The organism is Neobacillus sp. KR4-4, assembly GCF_042136325.1.
Classification (GTDB): domain Bacteria; phylum Bacillota; class Bacilli; order Bacillales; family Cytobacillaceae; genus Neobacillus.
Map to the genome: position 1 here is coordinate 26108 of NZ_JBHHJU010000005.1, position 20972 is coordinate 47079.

Sequence of the window (20972 nt, forward strand, 5' to 3'; positions counted from 1 at the left end):
TCTGTCACATAGAGGTTATTGTATCATTCATCACAATGTTAATGCAATAAAAAAGCCAAAGCCCATAGTTCTGACTTTGACTTTTTTCTGAGCTGTGAAAACTTGGATAAATGTCTAGCTCCAGCGCCTAGGCGCTTCCGCTTTTCTATTTATCTTCTTTTACTTCTTCAAATTCTGCGTCAACAACATCATCTTTAGGACCAGCAGTATTTCCAGCCTCAGGGCCTCCCTGTTGAGCTTGCTGAGCAGCTGCCGCTTGTTCATAAAGTTTAACTGTTAGAGCTTGAACGATTTCTTGTAATGCATCCTTTTTCGCACGGATCTCTTCAAGGTCGTTTTTCTCAATCGCAGCTTTTAACGCATCCTTAGCTTCATTAGCTTGAGCTACTTCACCAGCATCAACCTTACCTTCAAGATCTTTTAAAGTCTTTTCTGTTGTAAAGACAAGTTGATCTGCTTCGTTACGAAGTTCCACTTCTTCTTTACGCAGTCTATCCGCTTCTGCGTTTTCTTCTGCTTCTCTAACCATGTTTTGGATTTCTTCATCTGAAAGCCCAGTTGAAGACTTAATTGTGATTTGTTGTTCTTTATTAGTGCCAAGGTCTTTTGCACGAACATTTACGATACCATTCTTATCGATATCAAAGTTTACTTCAATTTGCGGAATTCCACGTGGAGCTGGTGGAATATCAGATAATTGGAAGCGTCCTAGGGTCTTGTTATTAGCCGCCATTGGACGTTCCCCTTGAAGAACATGAATATCAACAGCTGTCTGATTATCAGCAGCAGTAGAGAATACTTGTGATTTAGATGTTGGAATTGTTGTATTACGATCGATTAGTTTCGTAAATACACCACCCATTGTTTCAATACCAAGGGAAAGTGGCGTAACGTCAAGTAATACAACGTCTTTTACATCTCCAGTTATAACTCCACCTTGAATCGCAGCACCCATTGCTACCACTTCATCAGGGTTAACCCCACGATGCGGCTCTTGTCCAGTCGCTTTTTTAATTGCTTCTTGAACAGCAGGAATACGTGTTGAACCACCAACAAGGATTACTTTATCAATTTCTGAAGGAGTTAAACCAGCATCGCTTAATGCTTGGCGAGTTGGACCCATTGTACGCTCTACAAGATGAGCAGACAATTCATCAAACTTTGCTCTAGTCATAGTAACTTCAAGGTGAAGCGGACCAGCAGCACCAGCAGTGATAAATGGTAATGAAATTTGCGTAGAAGTTACACCTGATAAGTCCTTTTTCGCCTTTTCAGCCGCATCCTTTAAGCGTTGTAATGCCATTTTATCTTGTGAGAGGTCAATTCCATTCTCTTTTTTGAATTGGTCTACAAGGTAATCAATTACGACTTGGTCAAAATCATCTCCACCAAGGCGATTATCACCAGCAGTTGATTTAACTTGGAAGACACCGTCTCCTAATTCTAGAATGGAAACGTCAAATGTACCACCGCCAAGGTCATAGACAAGGATGGTTTGATCTTCATCGGTTTTGTCTAAACCATATGCAAGTGCAGCAGCAGTTGGCTCATTTATAATACGTTCTACTTCAAGACCAGCAATTTTCCCCGCATCTTTTGTTGCTTGACGTTCTGCATCATTAAAGTAAGCTGGTACTGTAATTACTGCTTTTGTAACTGGCTCGCCCAGATAATCTTCTGCATAAGACTTTAAGTATTGAAGAATAATCGCAGATAATTCTTGTGGTGTATATTCTTTTCCTTCAATATCCACTTTATAATTTGTGCCCATATGGCGTTTGATGGACATGATCGTGTTTGGATTTGTAATTGCTTGACGTTTAGCAACTTCACCAACTTGGCGTTCCCCATTTTTAAACGCGATTACGGAAGGAGCCGTACGATTACCTTCTGGATTTGGAATAACCTTTGGTTCGCCACCTTCAAGGACTGCAACACAAGAGTTAGTTGTACCAAGGTCGATACCGATAATTTTACTCATTTCCTTTTCCTCCTAAAAATATATGTAGTTTTATTGATTTACTTTCACCATTGCAGCTCGAATCACACGGTCTTTTAATAAGTAACCTTTTTGAAATTCATCCGTTACAATGTTTGGGCCATAATTCTCATCTTCACCCTGCATGACAGCTTGATGCTGATGTGGATTAAATTCTTTACCTACAGATTCAATTGGTTCAACACCCTCATTTTTCAGGGCATCAAGCAAACTGCGGTAAACCATGTCCATTCCTTGTAGAAGTGTCTTAGTTTGTTCATTATCTGCTTCAATTTTCATTGCTCTTTCAAAGTTGTCAATTGCAGGCAATAAATCGGTAATAAGTTTTTGTGCTCTATATTTTTGGCTCGCTTCTAGATCTAACCTAGAACGTCTCCGGAAATTATCAAAGTCTGCTTGCAAGCGTAGATATCGATTATCTGCTTCCTCTAACTTTTCTTTCAACAATTGAATTTCTTGGTCTTTTTCATCAACAGGTGAATCCTCTGTTTGTTCTGTTGCTGCACCTTCGTCAAAAACAGTCTCAACCGTTTTTTCTTCGGTAAGTTCAACATTATCAGTACTTTCAACTTCCATTTCTTCATTTAACGTATTGTTATTCTCGTTTGTCAACTTACTCACCTCCCTTAAAGCATTTACTGTCATTTATAGGATAATTCATTTTCATAGTAAAAGGGGGTTGAAACAGGTATTTCACCCCTATTCAATATTACCCGAGCTATTTATTTTGATACAATTTCGTCCAGACAGCCGTTAAATCCTTACTTAAAAATTGTAATAAGCTAATGACTCGGGAATATTCCATCCTTGTGGGACCTAGAATGGCAATCGTCCCTAAATTTTCAACACCAGCCGTATAGGTAGCTGTGATTAAGCTGCAATTATCCATGACACTATTATTATTTTCCGTACCAATTTTAACTTGAATTCCAGCTGAATCATTCCTGATTAAATTATACATCCACTCTTCCTGATCAATCATCGTTAATAGGCTGCGGAGTTTTGTTACATCATGAAACTCTGGCTGGCTTAACATATTGGTCTTTCCAGCGAAGAAAAGTTTTTCATTAACTGGCATTTTTAATGAATCAGCGATAGTATGCAGCATTAAGTCATAATCATGGATATGCTGCCTTAAAAGCATCGCTACTTCTTTATAAATCTTATCATTCAGGTCTTCGAGAGGAACGCCGGATAAGCGATCGTTCAAAATGTTCACTGTTTTTTCTAAATCACTAGCATCTACTGATGCTGGTAATGAAAAAGTCCTATTTTCTACATGGCCCGTATCTGTAACAAAAATAGCTACGGCTGTTTCTTTGTTTAACGGGATAATTTGAATTTTTTTCAACTTATTAATACTAACAGCCGGACCAAGAACAATTGATGTGTAATTCGTTAAGTCCGATAATATTTTCGCGGACCTTTGGATAATTTTTTCGAATTCGAAAATTTTCTCAGCAAAAATCGACTGAATGATAGATGTATCATGTTGATTTAATACTTGCGGAGACAATAAATGATCCACATAATAGCGATATCCTTTTTCAGATGGGACACGACCTGAAGAGGTATGTGTCTTTTCAATATACCCCAACTCTTCAAGGTCGGACATTTCATTACGAATGGTTGCCGAACTGAAAGAAATCTCTTTCTTTTTCGACAAACTTCTTGAGCCGACTGGTTGGGCAGATCGAATAAAGTCATCAACAATAACCTGAAGAATTAACAATTGACGATCTGTTAGCAACATTCATCACCTCTGTTAGCACTCCTAGTTAACGAGTGCTAATTATATTAATAAATTATCAAATGAAGGGGGATGGTGTCAATCAAAAAGAACAGGAAACCGCACTTATCAAGACAATAATTATTATCTTGCTTACCTTAAAAATGCCTGGAATACCTCATTTCCTAGCAGTCTACCCTTTTTCGTTAAAAATATATGATTTTTTCCCACATCTAACCACTGTTTTGCCGTTAATTCTCTAATCTCTTTTTCGAATAATTGAAGGGGATCTTCCGCAAATTTTTCAATAAAATGAGGAATGGCAACACCGGCAGTTTTTCGCAGTCCCAAAAACATTTCCTCTTCCATTTGCTCAATTTTTGATGTTTGATGTTCTTCCATTACTGGTAGGATGCCATTGTTTATTTGCTCCATATACCTTTTTAAGGGACCAATATTCGAACGTCTTATCCCATTTAAATAGCTATGTGCACCTGCCCCAAACCCATAATAGGAATCGTTATTCCAATAGGTAAGGTTATGTCTGCTCTCATACCCTGGTTTAGAAAAATTGCTAATTTCATATTGGTTGAAACCATGCTTTTCCATTTCTTCCATTAGCAATTCGTACATCGAAGCTTCCACATCCTCACCAGGAGTTGGCAGTTTTCCTTTTTTTAACAAATTATAAAAAACTGTTTTTGGCTCAATGATTAAGGAATAGGCAGAATAGTGTGTGATATCAAGCGAAAAAGCCTCTTTTAATGTTTCCTTAAAATCCGTAAGAGTTTGTGAAGGTAAACTAAAGATAAGATCAATACTGATATTTTCAAAACCTATAGATTTTGCTTTATCAATGGTTTGGTAAACATCTTTCGCTTTGTGGACACGGCCGATTTTCTGCAGTAGTTCCTCATTAAACGTTTGAACTCCTAGGCTAATCCGGTTAACCCCAGCCTCTTTTAATATTTCTAATTTCCCTGCCGTTAAATCACCAGGATTCGCCTCAAAGGTAAATTCTATAGTCTCATCCATTGGTAAATTTCTGTTAATACTTTCACAAAATTGATAAAGTTGCTTCTCATTTAACGATGTCGGTGTACCCCCACCCACAAATATCGTCTCAAGAGACGTTGTTGGATATTGGGTTAAAGTCATTTTCATTTCTTGTTCAAGTGCTTTTAGGTAATCATCAACCGGCTGACCCTTTAGATATACTTTATTAAAATCACAATAATGGCAAATATGCTCACAAAAAGGGATATGGAGATAGGCTGATTTAATCATTTCGTTCACTTCCTCATTCTTCAACAAAAAGAGGCTAGAATTCGCCTAAAAATATGGCTTGTCCTAACCCCCAGCTAGTTTATTTTTTTGTGTTGCTATCGTCCATTTTTAAGACAGCCATAAATGCTTCTTGTGGTACTTCCACGGATCCTACTTGCTTCATCCGCTTTTTACCTTCTTTTTGCTTTTCTAATAATTTTCGTTTACGAGAAATATCTCCGCCATAACATTTGGCTAAAACGTTTTTACGCATAGCCTTAATTGTAGAACGAGCAATAATTTTCTGACCTACTGCTGCCTGAATCGGAACTTCAAACTGCTGCCTTGGAATTAGCTCCTTCAGTTTTTCAACAATTATCTTCCCTCGTTCATAAGCGAAGTCTTTATGAACAATAAAGCTTAATGCATCCACTTTTTCACCATTTAACAATATGTCCATCTTAACAAGGCTGGAAGGTTTATAACCTATGAGCTCGTAATCAAAGGATGCGTAACCTCTTGTGCTTGATTTCAGTTGATCAAAGAAATCATAGACAATTTCTGCTAATGGCATCTCATAGATAATACTTACCCTGTTTTCTGCCAGGTATTCCATTGTCACAAAAATACCGCGTTTTTGTTGGCAAAGTTCCATAATGGTCCCTACATAATCATTTGGAGCCATCATCGTAGCCTTCACATATGGCTCTTCCACACGGTCAATTTTTTGTGGATCCGGTAAATCTGATGGATTGTCGACCCTTATTTCGGAGCCATCTGTCATATGAACATGATAGATAACACTCGGAGCTGTCGTTATTAAATCAATTTTAAATTCACGTTCAATCCGTTCTTGAATAATTTCCATGTGAAGCAATCCTAAGAATCCACAACGGAAACCAAATCCAAGTGCTTGCGATGTTTCTGGTTCAAATTGAAGTGAAGAATCATTTAACTGAAGCTTTTCAAGCGCTTCACGCAGATCATTAAACTTTGCTGTATCAATTGGGTAAAGTCCACAATAAACCATTGGGTTTAGTTTCCGGTAACCTGGAAGTGGCTCTGTTGCCCCATTTTTTGCATTTGTAATCGTATCACCCACACGAGTGTCGCCGACATTTTTTATTGATGCTGATAAAAAGCCAACATCACCAACGGTTAACTCATCACGCATAGTTGCTTTTGGTGTAAATACGCCTACCTCATTTACTTCAAATTCTTTCCCAGTAGCCATCATTCTTACTTTATCGCCGACTTTAACGGTTCCTTCGACCACACGAATGTACGCGACAACACCTCGATAGGCATCATAAAGGGAATCGAAAATAAGGGCCTTTAATGGTGCTTCTGGGTCTCCCTGTGGTGCAGGGACTTTCTGAACAACTTGTTCAAGGATTTCTTCAATCCCAATCCCAGCCTTTGCTGAAGCTAATACGGCTTCCGAAGCATCCAAACCGATAACATCTTCAATTTCACCTCGAACACGCTCTGGATCTGCACTAGGTAAGTCAATTTTGTTAATGACGGGTAAGATTTCAAGGTCGTTATCAAGGGCAAGATAAACGTTGGCTAGTGTCTGTGCTTCAATTCCTTGTGCAGCGTCAACGACTAAAACAGCCCCTTCACATGCTGCAAGGCTCCTTGATACCTCGTACGTAAAATCGACATGTCCTGGTGTATCAATTAGATGGAAAATATACTCTTCTCCATCTTTTGCTTTGTATTTTAACTGGACGGCATTTAATTTAATAGTAATTCCACGTTCTCTTTCAAGGTCCATCGAATCAAGGAGCTGATCTTTCATTTCCCGAGAGGTCAATGCATTGGTTCTCTCCAAAATTCGGTCAGCTAATGTTGATTTCCCATGATCAATATGGGCAATAATTGAGAAATTTCTAATCTTTGATTGTCGTTTGAGTCTTTCATTATTGTTCACGGTCTTTCACTCCTACTATACTCGCACATATACACTATTTTGAATTATATCAATAGGATTAACAAGATTCAATCAAAATCGAAAAGCGGCACCTAACTGGTGCCACTTCAATTATTTTAATCAGCAATAAGATGAACTAATTTTTCAGAAACCCCTGATATCCCCTCAGACATCTTCTTCCCCATAGAAGAGAAAAAATTATATGCACTTATTTGTTCGAGTTTCTTTTGCTTTGCCTCTAGATCATGACTTGAGATTTCGTTTCCCAAAAAGGTAGCTTGAAAGTTATTGTCTGCCCCATTTAAACGTACAGCATTTTGAAAATTTGGATCATCATAGCCTTTCATTTTGTGAATACCATCATTAGCCAATTGCATACCTACTAAAACAGAGATTAACATGAGAGCAGCCAAGCATAGGCTTTTTAACATGAACATCTTCATAAAAAATGCTCCCTTACAACTATTGTTTTTTTGTTGATTGTTCAACATCCTTGTTAACCTTTTCAGCCTGCCAGTAAAATTCACTAAATACATCCGCTAAGGCATCTGCGGAACGATTTAATTCTTCAAAGCTATTATCTACTCCGCCAAATTCAATCAACATGGCATTTTCAGAGAGGTTTTGATTATAGATACTATTTGAACCGGCTGCATTTTTAATAATTACTCCTCTGCTTAAGCCTTTATATTTCTTTTGAAGAAGTTCGTGGAGAGCTTTTGCAAGTTTTGCATTCTTTTCATAATTAGGATTCTTCCCCCCGATAATAAAGGCCAGTCTCGCATAGGATTTACCTTTAATATCCACGGTTGTTTGTGCTTTTCGTTGAGAATCCCGGTGAATATCAATCAAATAACTTATATCTTTGTTTGATGCCATGGCTGCTTGAACCACCGGACGGGATTCATCGTAGGATTGCCAAAATTTCCGCCCCTTCTTATTTAAGCTTGCCTGAATGTCTGTTTTATTAACAGTTGTTCCGATTCCTCTGTCCTCGAGACTTGCTTTTAAATGATCACCAATATTCGTCACATTGATTTTCGAATGATATGCAAGGTTGGGATTTGTTACCCCTTTTAAATATGGAAGATAGGATTCCCGATTATGTGAGAAGTATAGATAGACTACCTTCCGTTTACCAGTGGTTTGATCTGGTGCTGACGGGGTATTCTCACTAGATGGATGCTCGGTAATTTCTAAATCTGTCAAGGCTGCCTCTCGTTCCGCTTTCATAATATCAAGCGGCGGCGCAGATTCAATCGGCATATTTGTGTAGTTCGTCCCCTCACCAGCGACTAGAATTTTTCCATCAAATTCATAAAAACCTGGGAGTTCTCTTCCTAAGAGACTTCGGGGATCATTCAAATTAATATTGCTTGATAGCTTAAATACAAGGTTCGTTAATGTTGGAGCTGAGGTCCAATCTTGTTCAACGGATAAGAAATGATGATTTTCCCAACCCATTAATTGATAGAGCAATTCCCCATTTACATTTGTAGCTGCCTGATTTACTGAAGACGACATCGGTCGATATTGTGGCTTTAACGAGGTTAACAACCCACTAATAGAGAAAATCAAAAGCATAAATAGCAACAATACTCCAGCGGCTTTAAGTAGACTTGTCCCTTGCACCATAACAAAAGTTCCTGAATTTCTAGCCTTCATGGTTCCACCTCGCAAAACGGATTCTAGTAAATGATATGAAGCTACTAGAATTGGTAGAACCCGAATTTTAACTTAAGAGGCATCCTTTCAAATAAATAGATTTGAAAAATGCCTCTCATCATCCTTTATTTTGTATAGTAGCCAGCATTACCTTGATCAACAGCACCATGAAGTGAAGAATTTAAACCATTGGCAATTAGATTGGCCATGTCTTCAATAAAAACATCAACTTCCTTAGGAGTAACCATTAGATTATGACCAATTGGCGATAAAACTTCATAAATTAATTTCCTTTTCTCCTCATCTTCTAATGTCCCAATCATTCCAAGAAAGGTCTTACGGTGCTTTTCTTCAGGTAAGTCTTCTTCAGTCAACTTTCGCTTTTCACCGAAACTCATGCCTGCAGGTGCGAGCGCTCTTGAAGGACGATTGCCCTCCTTAAGCTCTTTTCCAAAATGCTTTAGTATAAAATCAATGGTATCACTAGTAATAGATACAGCGTCTACCACGGTCGGAACCCCAATTGCAATAACAGGTATTCCTAAGGTTTCTTTACTCAATTCTTTTCTCTTATTACCTACCCCCGAGCCAGGGTGTATACCTGTATCGGAAATTTGGATAGTTGAATTAACTCGTTCAATCGAACGAGATGCAAGTGCGTCAATAGCAATAACAAAATCAGGTTTTGTTTTTTCCACTACACCAAAAATAATATCGCTTGTTTCAATCCCCGTTAATCCCATTACACCTGGTGAAAGGGCACTAACGGACCTGAAGCCTTCTTCTACATTTTCCGGCTGTAACTGAAACAGATGACGGGTGACCAGTAAATTTTCACACACCATCGGTCCTAGGGCATCTGGGGTCACATTCCAATTGCCTAGCCCCACCACAAGACATGAATCCGTTTTTTTGATCCCAGACCCCTCCAAAAAGTAGGAGAACTCTCTAGCAAAAATTCCCTCCACCTTTTGCTGTACCTCTGTGTTTTGCTGGCGAATCCCTTGTACCTCAACAGTTAAATATCGACCAGGTTTTTTCCCTAGCTGGTCGGCCCCTTTTTCGGTTACTTCGACCAAGGACACTTTTATGTCATCCACATCTTTTTCCTTAATAATCACGCCTTCAATTTGCGAAAGATCTTTCTCTTGCCCGACTGACCCTTTTTGCTGTGTAAGGACCATCTCTCTTGCTTCAATCGCCAAATCCGTTCGAACAGAATATTGACTCAAGTCAATTGACTCATCCATTAATATTCACTCCCATCAAATCTTTCAAAAGTCTAGAAACTATTTCCTATTTTTGCCCTTACCATCTTAATTCATGCAAATGATATTCTTCTTCGAAAACAGTATTGCATTATAGCCTTCCATTTGATAAAATATTTCATGTTCTGAATTATTTCTTAGGAATGTTAAGTCGAGTTCATATAGTCTCGATTCTTTGTAGGAGGTGAAAGTAATGCCTAATATTAAATCTGCTATTAAGCGTGTAAAAACAAGTGAAGCTCGTAACGCTCAAAATACAACTGCGAAATCTGCAATGCGTACTGCTGTTAAGAAAGTAGAAGCTGCAATTTCTACTAACGACGGTGCTGCTGCTAAAGAAGTATTTGCTGCTGCTGCTAGTAAATTAGACAAGGCTGCTGCAAAAGGTCTTATCCACAAAAATGCTGCTGCTCGTAAAAAATCTCGTCTAATGAAGAAGACTAACGCTCTTTAATTTAGAGAAAAAAAACGATTCCCTTCTAAAAGGAATCGTTTTTTTTATTTCTTTAAATGAAATAGAAACATTTCAATCAATAAAGATTTATTCATTCCACCGGTTTTCATTTGGTAATCCGCTTCAGCAAGAAGGTCGATTAAATGAGCCAATTCTTCATCCGTAAATTTATTTGCTTGTCCGAGTGCCAACTTAACACGGAAAGGATGCGTTCTTAAGTAACCAGCAATTTGCTGCTGCCCATACCCTCTCCTCGATAATTCCTTTACTTGGTAAATCAATCTAAATTGCCCTGCAAGCAAGGCCAAAATCTTTATCGGTTCTTCATTTTGTTTTAGCAAATCGTAATAAATCCTTAACGCTTCATCAAGTTTTCGCTGGACGACTTTTTCAATGAGTGTAAAAATATTCTGCTCAAGCGATCGTGCAACTAATTTCTCTACTAGACCTATGTCTATTCTTTTTTCACCTGCTGCGTATAAAGCCAATTTATCTACTTCACTGGTTATCATAAACATATTAGTTCCAACTAATGCCAATAATTGGTCGATTGCATCTGGCTCAAATTCAATCCCGCTGTTCTTGGCCCTGCCCTTAACCCAGTTCTTTAAGTCATGTTCATTTAACTTTTTTGCCTCAACAACTTCAGCATTTCTTTTTAATTCCTTTGTTATTTTCTTCCGTTCATCTAACTTTTCGTACGGCGCGGAAATTACCAACACCGAATAAGGCGAAGGCTCTTTCAAATACATTTCGAACCTGGATAAATTATGTACCGCCTTATCCTTGGACTTTTCTGCTGTTAAAAAAACAGGATTATGTAAAAAGATAACTTTTTTTTCTCCTAAAAAAGGAAAGGTTTCAGCATCTTCGATGGCCACCTCGATTGGCGTTTCCTCTAAATCATAACTAGCAAAATTAAAATCCTTCTCTTCTTCGGTTAAAATATGATTGAGTAGTAATTCCTTTGTTTCATTAATTAAAAAAGACTCAGTTCCAAACAATAAATAAATAGGAGCAAATTCCTTTTGTTTGATTTTTTTCCAACTATCCATTACCATGTTTCAGCGCTCCCCTTCTTTCCATTCATACCTATGGTAAAGAAGCTTGGCCATTTTGACAAGCATTTTAAAGGGAATTAGCCCTTATTTAAAAAGTGCTAATTCCCTATCTATAATGAACGCCCGCAATAGAAGCCCTAGGATATTCTATTGTCTGGCGGAGTTCCTTAAGTAAATATAGTTTAGCCGTTTATCCGTCTCACTATTTTGACAACTCTTGTCAGTTGTGGAAAGCAATTTGATGTATGCTGGATTTTTTTTCGAGAATGACTTATACTATATTGTGAAATAGGAGGGGTAGACTGTGAATGAATTTGAAAAAGATGTGCAAAGTAAACGAAACGACGCAATTGATTCAGGGGTAGGATTTGGGGTTTCTTTTGGTTTTTTTGCCATAATGTTTATTGTTGCAACAGTCATTAAGGTAATCGGTTCGTAATGATTGGCTACATATGTGTAAGGTAGAAGGCTGCAATGATGCAGTCTTTTTTAATTATTAAGATGCTTTATCCTATGGTAAATACGGGTAAAAGGTTCCTTTTTGATGATAAAATTTATAGGTGATTGCCCCCTGTAGATCTGTACGAAAAATAATCGTATTTGTTTTTTCTAACCGTTTAAGCACCTCTTGATGGGGATGACCAAAGCGGTTATTTTCACCTGCTGAAATGAGGGCGACTTTTGGTTTTATTTGGTTAATAAAAGTATCTGCACTTGAAGTTTTACTGCCATGGTGACCAGCTTTTAACACATCAATATGTAAATGAGGATATTGACGTATGATTTTCTCTTCCCCTGCTTGATCTAGATCTCCTCCGAAAAACCAACTTACACCTCCTAATTGAGCAATAAAAGCAATGGATCCTCCATTTCTTTCTCCCTTATAATTCTTTTCTGGCGACACAATAAAAAAGCCATTTTCTTCATTTGTCCACTGATCGCCGTCCGAAACTTTTATGACTGGAATATTTAATTTTTTGGCCTCCTTAATAATATCAAGTTCAGTACTCGATGGTTCAACCACAGCAGGCATTATGATTTGTTTAACTTTAAGCTCTTTTATAATTGAAACTGTCCCCCCAATATGATCCATATCCCCATGCGTTAAAATTAGTTTATCAATTTGCGTTATTCCCTTTCCTTTTAAAAATGGAACAACTACATCCCTTCCCACTTCAAAGGGTTCTGCACGTTCTCGCCATTTTTCTTCAGCAAAGTGCATGGTTCCACCTGTATCAATGAGATAGGTCCCTTTTGAATGTGGGAAATGGATTAAGATACTATCCCCTTGACCAACATCAATCATTGTTACTTCCCCGTATGGGGATAACCAGTTCCAACTTTTTTGTGAAATTACCAACATGATACTTAAAAAAATCAGGAAAGCCTTTCTTTTGGGATACGTTTTTGACTCCCAAAGATAAAAAATAGCAAGCAGCAGTAAAATATAAGTGATGAGTAAAATCAAATTGGGTCTCCCGGGAGTAAAATGGAAGAAAGTAAAATCGGAGAGATATTCAATAAGGTGATTAGCGACAGTAATCATGATTAAAAAGAATTTAGTAAGAAATGGTGGAGTTGTTCCGAAAATAAACTGAATAAAAAACAAAAGATATAATCCCGGTAGATATAGAAATGAAAAGAGCGGAATATAGACCAAATTGGCGATAATGCCAATTAATGAAACCTCAAAATAATGATACAGCAAGAATGGCAGTGCCCCTAATTGAGCAACTAATGAAGTCGCAAGCATCCGTGTTAAATGATTAGCATAATCTGTAAGAATACTATTAGCAGATAAAATGATGACTAGACTCACTGCAAAAGATAGTTGAAAGCCAGCATCAAAAACCACCATTGGACTAACTATTAAATAAGCAATAAAAGCCAAACTAATGGCATCAAGTGGGAGTAACTTCAGTCGAGTGCGCCACTTCACAGTAAGTAAGACAACAAAAATCATTAGTCCTGAGCGAATAACAGAGGGCGAACTACCAGTTAATATCACATAGATTGGAAGGATCATTAGAAGGAAATTAATCATGAACTGTCTCGTAAGTCCGAAGCGGACCCCAAGATAAAAAACCATCGCGATTAATAAGGAGACATGGAGACCAGAGATTGCAAGTAAATGGACAAGACCCGTTTTTTGATAAGCTGATAATACATCTGGGTCAAATAAATTTGTGTCGCCAAAAATTAATGCAGCTGAAAGGGAAGCAATTTCCACGGGAAAGTGCGACTCGAGGTAGTTAATTCCTGTATAACGCAGTTGTTTGATGATCACTAACGGAGATGGTTTCAGCGGAATGCAATGTTGAAGCGGATTTACTTGTACTTCCATTATCCAATAAATGTTCTTCCTCATTAAATAAGCTCGGTAATTAAACGAATTAGGATTTTTGGCGGTCGCCGGTTTTTCTAAGGTACCTGATACGGTACATAATCTTTGATAAAACATTTCTGTTTTTAAATTCATTTTTTCCTGCTCAGATGAAATGTTGTAACGAATTAAGACCCTCTCCTTGTAGCGTTGTTCGATTGCTTGCACTTGTAAAAGATCGCCATCAATTTTGGGGTCTTGAGTATATTGAAGCGTAAAAGTTGTTGTAGGAGCGGGGATAACCGATTTATTTATTGAATTAGAATGAAGGCCAATAAAAAAGAATATCAAGAAACAAATGGTGATACTTGTTAGTTGCAAGGTGGAAAAACGTTTGTATATATATAGAAGATAAAGAACAAAGACTTGTAATAAGAAAAAGGGAAGGACCTTATAGAGCGAAGATAATACACCAAATAAAGCGGCAATGGCAAAATAAAGATATTTTCGATTCATTCGATTTTCTCCATTTAGAATTTCATTTATTTAGATTTAGGGAGGCCGGCACATAACCGGCGTCCATTTGAAAAAATTATTATTTAACCACCCGTAAATCCATCACTGACTCGTTTAAAGCAACCTTCTCAATTGTAACGTTTGCCTGTTTAAAAAGGTCAATTGCATACGGATGATTCTTGTAATCCTCTGCGTAATAAACCGTTTTAATCCCCGCTTGAATAATTGCTTTACAGCATTGAAGACACGGGAAATGGGTGACATAAATTTCAGCGTCAGCGGTTGGAACACCAAATTTAGCACACTGCAGTAATGCATTCATTTCTGCGTGGACCGTTCTGACACAATGATTGTCAATTACAAAACACCCCTTATCAATACAATGGTCACCGCCAGCTATGGAACCATTGTATCCCCCGGCAATTATTCGTTTATCTCTAACGATGGTTGCACCCACGGTCAACCTGGTACATGTGCTTCTAAGTGCGAGCAAATGGCTTTGTGCCATAAAATATTGATCCCAAGAAATTCTCTCCACTTCTCCCACTCCCTTTTTTGATCGTTCTCTATTAGTGTAATAGTGCTTGTCCTTTTTGGTCAAATAAAGATTTTTTATATAGCAATCAAATCCTTTAATTTTTCAAACGTTTTGTCCCCAATCCCGCTGATATTTTTTAAATCTTCAACCGTTTTGAATGGGCCGCTTGTATTCCTATATTCGATGATGGCCGCTGCCTTAGCTGGACCGATGCCAGGAAGATTCTGCAGTTCTGTTTCATCTGCCTTATTAATGTTAATTTTTGCTTCATTTTGACTACCAACTGACGAAGCTGGGTTACCTGATGAGGTAATAGGTGAAGAAAGACCCTCCTCTCCCTTTGCGGGTATGTAAATGATCATTTCATCCTTGACGTGTTCGGCAAAATTCACCATGCCTTGGTCTGCTTTATCCGTTAAACCACCAGCCCGGCTAATAACATCAATCACTCTTTCACCCGTATTTGCTTGATAAACTCCAGGCTGTTTAATTTGTCCTTTCACATCCACCATAATTTTTTCTGGTAGTTCAGGTTGGTTGCCGGATTGGGTACTTCCTTTTTCTCCCACATTCTCTTGAACCTTTTCTTCCATACTAAGTGTGTTAACGGGGGAAGTGGTTGCAGAATCACTAACATAAAAATAATAAATACCGCCTAAAGTTAATAAAGCCCCCAGCAAAACAGAAATCTTGTGTTCAATCAACCAGTCTTTCACTTTGATCCTTCCTTTCTAAAGGTATATTTCACTACCTGATTTCATATGGTTATAAAAGAATAATTGCATGTGAGGAGGGTCGGAACAATGAATATAGGTATTATCGGTACTGGTAATATGGGGAGCATGTTGGTAGAAGCCATGATTGAAGGAAAAGCCATTTCCCCTGCTTCTATGATCATTACAAACAGAACAAAATCAAAAGCCTTGTTGCTTAAAGATAAATATAAAGAAATAAAGGTTGGGGCAAATCCAGGAGAAGTAGCTGCTGAGTCCGACTTGGTATTTGTTTGTGTCAAACCATTAGATGTATATAAAATTTTACATGAAATTAAACCACGGTTAAGTCCAAAAAAATGTGTAATCACGATAACGAGTCCTGTCAGTACAAGCCAAATTGAAAAAAAGGTTTCCTGTTCAGTCGCAAGAGTAATCCCAAGTATTACCAACCGAGCATTATCCGGGGTAACGCTGATTACCTATGGAGAAAATTGCAGTGAGAGATGGAAGAGGAAGATCGAAGAAATAATTACTAAAATTGGAGTGCCAGTCCATATCAACGAAAAAATTACGAGGGCTGCCTCTGATATCGTAAGTTGTGGTCCTGCATTTTTCAGTTATCTACTCCAAAGCTTCATTAATGCGGCAGTTAAAGAGACTGAAATTAATGAAAATGATGCAACGACGATGGCTAGTGAAATGATTGTCGGACTAGGTGAATTATTAAAGCAAGGGCATTACACCTTGCCGTCACTACAAGATAAGGTATGTGTTAAGGGCGGAATTACAGGTGAAGGAATAAAAGTATTAGATAATGAACTCGGGGATGTTTTTGAACATATCTTTCAGGCAACAAAAGCAAAATTTAAAGACGACCTTGATAAAGTCGAATCACAATTCTCAAATTATTAATTTCGCTATGAACTGACAAATTCCTTTTTTATTATGATAAAAAAGCCATCTTTTTTTATAGATGGCTTTCTTTATGTTTTCTTGCTACAAAGAAGATTCGTTCTGATTGTGAGTGAGGGTCGGTATTTTCAAAATCCGCGCTGACTTCCAGGACTTCAAAACCGGCCTCAATTAACCAGTTTGAATATTGCTGTATGGTATATGTACGTTGAAAATGAAGCTCATCAAAGCGGTCATACTTACCGGTCTGTTCGTCCAGAACAAAGAAACTCAGCTCATGCTCGACACTATTTAGACTTTTTCCAGCAAAGCTATTCCAAATAAAGGAAACATTTTCCTCACTTGAAGCATATGTTTGATTTATAAATAGATGAGCTATTTTATAAATGGAATGGACATCAAAGAGGAAAATTCCCTTAGTGCTCAAATGCTGAAAAACGTTTGAAAAAGTTTCCCTAACTTCGTCCTCAGTTTGGAGATAATTTAACGAGTCACACAAAATACCAATGACGTCAAACTCCGCCTGTCCTTCCAAATCTGTCATACTCTGTTGAAAAAATGGAATTCTTAGCCCTGTTTCCTCAGCTTTTGCATGGGCCACTGCTAGCATATCCTCAGATAAATCGACACCCGTTACCTGAAAACCATCTTGGGCTAAACGGACAGATAATTCACCCGTGCCACATGCTAAATCAAGGAAGCGAGTGCCCTCAACATGATATTTTACGCACCTATCTTTAACGAATTCGACCCACTCCTCATAGGGTGCATCCTTCATTAATTCATCATAAAGATACGCGAATTGTTGATACCTCATGTATTTAACTCACTAAGGATATCTTCCATTGGTGCATCGCCCCATAAGCGTTCCAACTTATAATAGCTTCGTTCGTCACGATGAAATACATGGGCAACGACATCACCAAGGTCAATTAATACCCATCTAGCTTCATCAAAGCCTTCTATTCTTTTTACTTCACATCCTTGCTCTTGCGCTTTTTCTTTTATTTCCCTTGCAATTGCTTGTACTTGTTTATCTGAATTACCATGACAAATGATAAAATAATCTGCAATTAGGGAAATCCCCTTCATATTTAATGCAAGAATATCTTCCGCTCGTTTGTCATCCGCAGCCTTTACGGCAATTTTTAGTAGTTCATAATTATCCATGAATCAATCCTCCAGTTTCGCGATTAGGTCATTGTACGTATAGAATGTATCAGGGTAAACCGTTTGATTCTTTTTTAATAAAAAGCTAATTGTATTTTTAATTGCCATAATTAATGCTTTATCTAAATTTTCTTTCGCCATTTCTCTTACTTCATCCACACCTGGAAAATGACGGCCAGGTTCAATGTAATCGGCCAAATAGATTATTTTTTCTAAAAGGGTCATTCCTGGTCTTCCTGATGTATGATAACGAATGGCATCTAACACTTCAGGGTCGGTTATGCCCGCTTCTTTTTCCACCAAGTACGTACCAGCAGGGGCATGCCACAATTCTGAATTAAAATGAAGTAAATCCTCTGGGAATCCTTGACTAGCGATAATTTCCTTCATTTCTTCTTTCGGCCGAAATTTTGCATAATCATGGAAAATGGCTGCTAATTCTGCTTTCTGTTCATCCCCGCCATATTGCTTTGCAAGGACGATTGCTGTCTCCATTACTCCTAAGGTATGCTGATAACGATGGTCGGTTAATTGTTTCTTAACAAGTTCTAAGGCCGCTTCACGTTCCATACAAATGCTTCTCCTCGATATATTGAATGACCGAATCCGGCAATAGATACCGAATGGTCTGTTTGTTTTTTACCCTCTCACGTATCATACTCGATGATACATCCATTGCTGGCACATCTACGTAAAGGACAGGGTATTCAGTTTGACTGCTATATGCTGGTCTCTCAACTCCAACAAATTGGACCAGTTTAATCAGCTCTTCAATTTTATGCCATTTTGGGAGGTATTCTATCATATCAGCGCCAATAATAAAGAAAAATTGATGGTCAGAATACTGGGCATTGATCATTTTCATCGTATCGACTGTATAAGAAGGGCCTTTTCTATGAAGTTCAATCGTTTCGACTCGAAAAGCATCATTTCCTTTGATGGCTAATTCAAGCATTTGCCGGCGGTCTTCATTTGATATCGATTCCGATTTTTTCTTATGTGGAGGCTCTTGATTTGGCATAAACCAAATTTCATCTAGATGAAGGCTGGAAAGAACCTCATTTGCAATTAAAAGATGTCCGTAATGCGGAGGATCAAAGGTTCCTCCCAATATCCCCACCTTTTTCATGAGCTCGTCTCCTTATACATTCAATTATGGAAGCTTGATTGTCTTCTTTTCTACAGACTCTTTATAGAGAACTATCGTGTTACCAATTAGTTGCACAATTTCTGCTCCTGTACCCTCTGCTAATTGCTCAGCAACGACGGTTTTGTCTTCTTCACAATTTTGCAAGACGCTGATTTTAAAAAGCTCTCTTGCTTCAAGTGCATCAGCAATTTGCTTAATCATATTTTCATTTACTCCCCCTTTACCTACTTGAAAAATAGGATCTAAGTGGTGGGCCATTGAACGTAAGAATCTTTTTTGCTTTCCTGTTAACATGTTTTTCCTCCTAGTTGTTTTAACACATTATCTCTCATTCTTTCTACATCCGGGAATATTCCTGTCCATTTTTCAAAAGCTAGCGCACCTTGATAAACAAACATATCTATTCCGTTTTGGATTCTTGCTCCATTTTGACGTGCGTCTTTTAAAAATTGTGTTTCAAGTGGATTGTATATGATATCACAAAAGACTGACTGATTCCGTACATTATTTATTGCAATCGGCTGCTCATAAATTTTGGGAGACATGCCGATCAATGTTGTTTGAATAATTAAATCATATTCACCTAATGATTCAATGGCTTCTTCAAAAGAACACGCTCGAGAATCAACGGAATAAGGGCAATCATTGATCAATCCAATAGCCCGATCCATTGTACGATTGGCAATGTCTAATCTCTGAGTGTTTTCCTTTGCCAAGGTAAAATAGATGGCTCTCGCTGCGCCGCCGGCTCCAATAATTAAAACTTTTTGGCCTGTTAAATTAGGTAATATAGCATTTAATCCTTTTAAAAAACCAGGACCATCCGTGTTATAGCCAATTAATTGACCATTCTCATTCACAACTGTATTGACCGCTCCGATATTTTCAGCCAATTCATCTATACCATCCAAAAAGGGAATAATATTGCTTTTATGTGGGACAGTTACATTGAATCCACCGACACCCACTGCCTTTAAACCCTTGACAGCATCTTGTAAATTCTCAGACTTTACATGAAATGGTAAATAAACGGAATCCATGTTATAAAAGGAAAATAAATCGTTAAGCATAAACGGAGACATTGAATGTCCGATTGGATCCCCTAAAACAGCATATAATTTCTTCACCAGTATCCCCCCACCCATTAAGCATTGTCTATTTATATTAAGGATTTCCGAATTAATGCTTGTACCCCTTTAGGCACGTAAGCAGCTACCTTCGCACCAGGCTCATTGACAGTAATCCATCCAAGCCCAGAGAATACAATGTCTGTTTTTGCTTCTTTTATGGTAAATTCCTGTTTCACAAGTTCCGGAAAGGAATCGATTTGATTCATACGTGGCGGAGTTAACATTTCCCCCACATGTTTTTCATAAAGCTCATCGGCATTCTCCATTTTAGTTCTATGAATATTTAATTCATTGGAGACATAACAAACAAATGACCTACGGCCGCCGCTAATATAATCAAAGCGAGCCAACCCGCCGAAGAACAAAGTCTGACCTTCATTTAATTGAAATACTTTAGGCTTGATTTCCTTTTTAGGGGTAATAATTTTTAAATCCTGCTTATCAACAAAATGCGCCATTTGATGATGGTTTATAATACCAGGAGAATCAATTAATGACTTTTCATCATCGAGCGGAATTTTGATAATATCCAATGTCGTTCCTGGAAAATGAGATGTGGTAATTACATCGGTTTCACCAGTTACCTCTTTAATAATTCGATTAATAAAGGTAGATTTCCCAACATTTGTACAACCCACAACATAGACGTCTTTACCGTTTCGATGCTCATCAATGGCGGCCGCGGTTTCTCGAACAAACAACCCTTTCGCTGCACTAACAAGGAATACATCTTCCGGCTTTAATCCAAGTTCTTTTGCCTCGTGTTTCATCCAATGAATTAATTTGCTATGTTTTACAGATTTGGGTAACAAATCTACCTTGTTCCCGACAAGAAGCACTTTATTGCTTCCAACAAAACGGTGTAACCCTGGGAGCCAGCTGCCATTAAAATCAAAAATATCGACAATCATGACAATTAAAGCATCTGACTTACCCATTTCATTTAATATTTTCAAGAAATCATCGTCCGTTAAGCTGACATCTTGAACTTCATTATAATGCTTAAGACGAAAACATCGCTGGCAGATAATCATGTCCTTTTCCAAAGCTGATGTTGGTGCATATCCTAGTTCCTCTGGGTTATCGGTTTGAACTTTTACTCCACAACCCATACATATATGTTGATGTTCACTCACACA

The 20972-nt window shown here is 37.9% G+C and carries 22 protein-coding genes; 3 read left to right on the forward strand and 19 right to left on the reverse strand.

Annotated features, from left to right (window positions below; all coding sequences use genetic code 11):
- Positions 1 to 145 precede the first annotated feature (145 nt).
- The 8 genes from dnaK to gpr all read right to left on the reverse strand — a co-directional run bounded on the left by dnaK (position 146) and on the right by gpr (position 9845).
- Positions 146 to 1981 carry a molecular chaperone DnaK gene (dnaK, locus tag ACE198_RS06810; RefSeq protein ID WP_251457386.1) on the reverse strand — a complete coding sequence of 612 codons (1836 nt, stop codon included), beginning with the start codon at positions 1979 to 1981 and terminating at the stop codon, positions 146 to 148.
- 30 nt (positions 1982 to 2011) lie between these two features.
- Positions 2012 to 2611 (reverse strand): nucleotide exchange factor GrpE, encoded by a 600-nt coding sequence (gene grpE, locus ACE198_RS06815; protein WP_373561729.1) that lies wholly within the window; start codon positions 2609 to 2611, stop codon positions 2012 to 2014.
- Positions 2612 to 2717: 106 nt separating this feature from the next.
- Positions 2718 to 3749: a heat-inducible transcriptional repressor HrcA gene (hrcA, locus tag ACE198_RS06820; protein ID WP_251457642.1), complete on the reverse strand. Its 1032-nt coding sequence runs from the start codon at positions 3747 to 3749 to the stop codon at positions 2718 to 2720.
- Positions 3750 to 3881: 132 nt separating this feature from the next.
- Positions 3882 to 5015 carry a radical SAM family heme chaperone HemW gene (gene hemW, locus ACE198_RS06825; protein ID WP_375375073.1) on the reverse strand — a complete coding sequence of 378 codons (1134 nt, stop codon included), beginning with the start codon at positions 5013 to 5015 and terminating at the stop codon, positions 3882 to 3884.
- A 79-nt stretch (positions 5016 to 5094) separates the two neighbouring features.
- The gene (gene lepA, locus ACE198_RS06830; protein ID WP_251457392.1) at positions 5095 to 6930 is read right to left on the reverse strand and encodes a translation elongation factor 4; all 1836 of its coding nucleotides are present in this window, start codon (positions 6928 to 6930) and stop codon (positions 5095 to 5097) included.
- 116 nt (positions 6931 to 7046) lie between these two features.
- Complete coding sequence (locus ACE198_RS06835) at positions 7047 to 7373, reverse strand: DUF3679 domain-containing protein (RefSeq protein ID WP_098575640.1); 327 nt, start codon at positions 7371 to 7373, stop codon at positions 7047 to 7049.
- A gap of 19 nt (positions 7374 to 7392) precedes the next feature.
- The gene (gene spoIIP, locus ACE198_RS06840) at positions 7393 to 8595 is read right to left on the reverse strand and encodes a stage II sporulation protein P (protein ID WP_251457395.1); all 1203 of its coding nucleotides are present in this window, start codon (positions 8593 to 8595) and stop codon (positions 7393 to 7395) included.
- A gap of 125 nt (positions 8596 to 8720) precedes the next feature.
- Positions 8721 to 9845, reverse strand: coding sequence for a GPR endopeptidase (gene gpr / locus ACE198_RS06845; protein WP_251457398.1), 1125 nt, complete (start codon positions 9843 to 9845; stop codon positions 8721 to 8723).
- 211 nt (positions 9846 to 10056) lie between these two features.
- Here gpr and rpsT point away from each other — a divergent pair, with 211 nt between their 5' ends.
- Positions 10057 to 10317 carry a 30S ribosomal protein S20 gene (gene rpsT / locus ACE198_RS06850; protein WP_098575557.1) on the forward strand — a complete coding sequence of 87 codons (261 nt, stop codon included), beginning with the start codon at positions 10057 to 10059 and terminating at the stop codon, positions 10315 to 10317.
- A gap of 44 nt (positions 10318 to 10361) precedes the next feature.
- On the opposite strand, the gene holA is transcribed toward rpsT, so the two are convergent.
- Complete coding sequence (holA, locus tag ACE198_RS06855; protein ID WP_251457401.1) at positions 10362 to 11378, reverse strand: DNA polymerase III subunit delta; 1017 nt, start codon at positions 11376 to 11378, stop codon at positions 10362 to 10364.
- A gap of 304 nt (positions 11379 to 11682) precedes the next feature.
- Between holA and ACE198_RS06860 the strand changes: the two genes are divergently transcribed.
- Positions 11683 to 11817: a YqzM family protein gene (locus ACE198_RS06860; protein WP_026563518.1), complete on the forward strand. Its 135-nt coding sequence runs from the start codon at positions 11683 to 11685 to the stop codon at positions 11815 to 11817.
- Positions 11818 to 11889: 72 nt separating this feature from the next.
- Here ACE198_RS06860 and ACE198_RS06865 read toward each other — a convergent pair whose 3' ends face one another.
- The 3 genes from ACE198_RS06865 to ACE198_RS06875 form a co-directional block, all read right to left on the reverse strand.
- Positions 11890 to 14217: a DNA internalization-related competence protein ComEC/Rec2 gene (locus ACE198_RS06865; protein WP_375375074.1), complete on the reverse strand. Its 2328-nt coding sequence runs from the start codon at positions 14215 to 14217 to the stop codon at positions 11890 to 11892.
- Between the two features lie 79 nt (positions 14218 to 14296).
- Positions 14297 to 14755 (reverse strand): ComE operon protein 2, encoded by a 459-nt coding sequence (locus tag ACE198_RS06870; RefSeq protein WP_098575560.1) that lies wholly within the window; start codon positions 14753 to 14755, stop codon positions 14297 to 14299.
- Between the two features lie 74 nt (positions 14756 to 14829).
- On the reverse strand, positions 14830 to 15471 hold the full coding sequence (locus ACE198_RS06875; protein WP_375375075.1) for a helix-hairpin-helix domain-containing protein: 642 nt from the start codon (positions 15469 to 15471) through the stop codon (positions 14830 to 14832).
- An 87-nt stretch (positions 15472 to 15558) separates the two neighbouring features.
- Here ACE198_RS06875 and comER point away from each other — a divergent pair, with 87 nt between their 5' ends.
- Positions 15559 to 16383 (forward strand): late competence protein ComER, encoded by an 825-nt coding sequence (comER, locus tag ACE198_RS06880; RefSeq protein WP_375375076.1) that lies wholly within the window; start codon positions 15559 to 15561, stop codon positions 16381 to 16383.
- A gap of 55 nt (positions 16384 to 16438) precedes the next feature.
- Here the strand turns inward: comER and ACE198_RS06885 are convergent, their stop codons facing one another.
- Genes ACE198_RS06885 through yqeH form a run of 7 tightly spaced genes read right to left on the reverse strand, consistent with a single transcriptional unit; the run spans position 16439 to position 20969 of the window.
- Positions 16439 to 17200, reverse strand: a complete 762-nt coding sequence (locus ACE198_RS06885) for a class I SAM-dependent DNA methyltransferase (protein ID WP_251457416.1) — start codon at positions 17198 to 17200, stop codon at positions 16439 to 16441.
- Positions 17197 to 17553, reverse strand: coding sequence for a ribosome silencing factor (rsfS, locus tag ACE198_RS06890; protein WP_251457419.1), 357 nt, complete (start codon positions 17551 to 17553; stop codon positions 17197 to 17199). The genes ACE198_RS06885 and rsfS overlap by 4 nt, the downstream gene beginning before the upstream one ends.
- A gap of 3 nt (positions 17554 to 17556) precedes the next feature.
- Positions 17557 to 18123, reverse strand: coding sequence for a bis(5'-nucleosyl)-tetraphosphatase (symmetrical) YqeK (gene yqeK / locus ACE198_RS06895; protein ID WP_098575565.1), 567 nt, complete (start codon positions 18121 to 18123; stop codon positions 17557 to 17559).
- On the reverse strand, positions 18113 to 18682 hold the full coding sequence (locus ACE198_RS06900) for a nicotinate-nucleotide adenylyltransferase (RefSeq protein ID WP_251457422.1): 570 nt from the start codon (positions 18680 to 18682) through the stop codon (positions 18113 to 18115). The genes yqeK and ACE198_RS06900 overlap by 11 nt, the downstream gene beginning before the upstream one ends.
- A 24-nt stretch (positions 18683 to 18706) precedes the next feature.
- Positions 18707 to 18997 (reverse strand): ribosome assembly RNA-binding protein YhbY, encoded by a 291-nt coding sequence (gene yhbY, locus ACE198_RS06905; RefSeq protein WP_098575567.1) that lies wholly within the window; start codon positions 18995 to 18997, stop codon positions 18707 to 18709.
- Positions 18991 to 19830 carry a shikimate dehydrogenase gene (gene aroE, locus ACE198_RS06910; protein ID WP_251457425.1) on the reverse strand — a complete coding sequence of 280 codons (840 nt, stop codon included), beginning with the start codon at positions 19828 to 19830 and terminating at the stop codon, positions 18991 to 18993. The genes yhbY and aroE overlap by 7 nt, the downstream gene beginning before the upstream one ends.
- A gap of 32 nt (positions 19831 to 19862) precedes the next feature.
- Positions 19863 to 20969: a ribosome biogenesis GTPase YqeH gene (gene yqeH / locus ACE198_RS06915; protein ID WP_251457427.1), complete on the reverse strand. Its 1107-nt coding sequence runs from the start codon at positions 20967 to 20969 to the stop codon at positions 19863 to 19865.
- Positions 20970 to 20972: the final 3 nt, after the last annotated feature.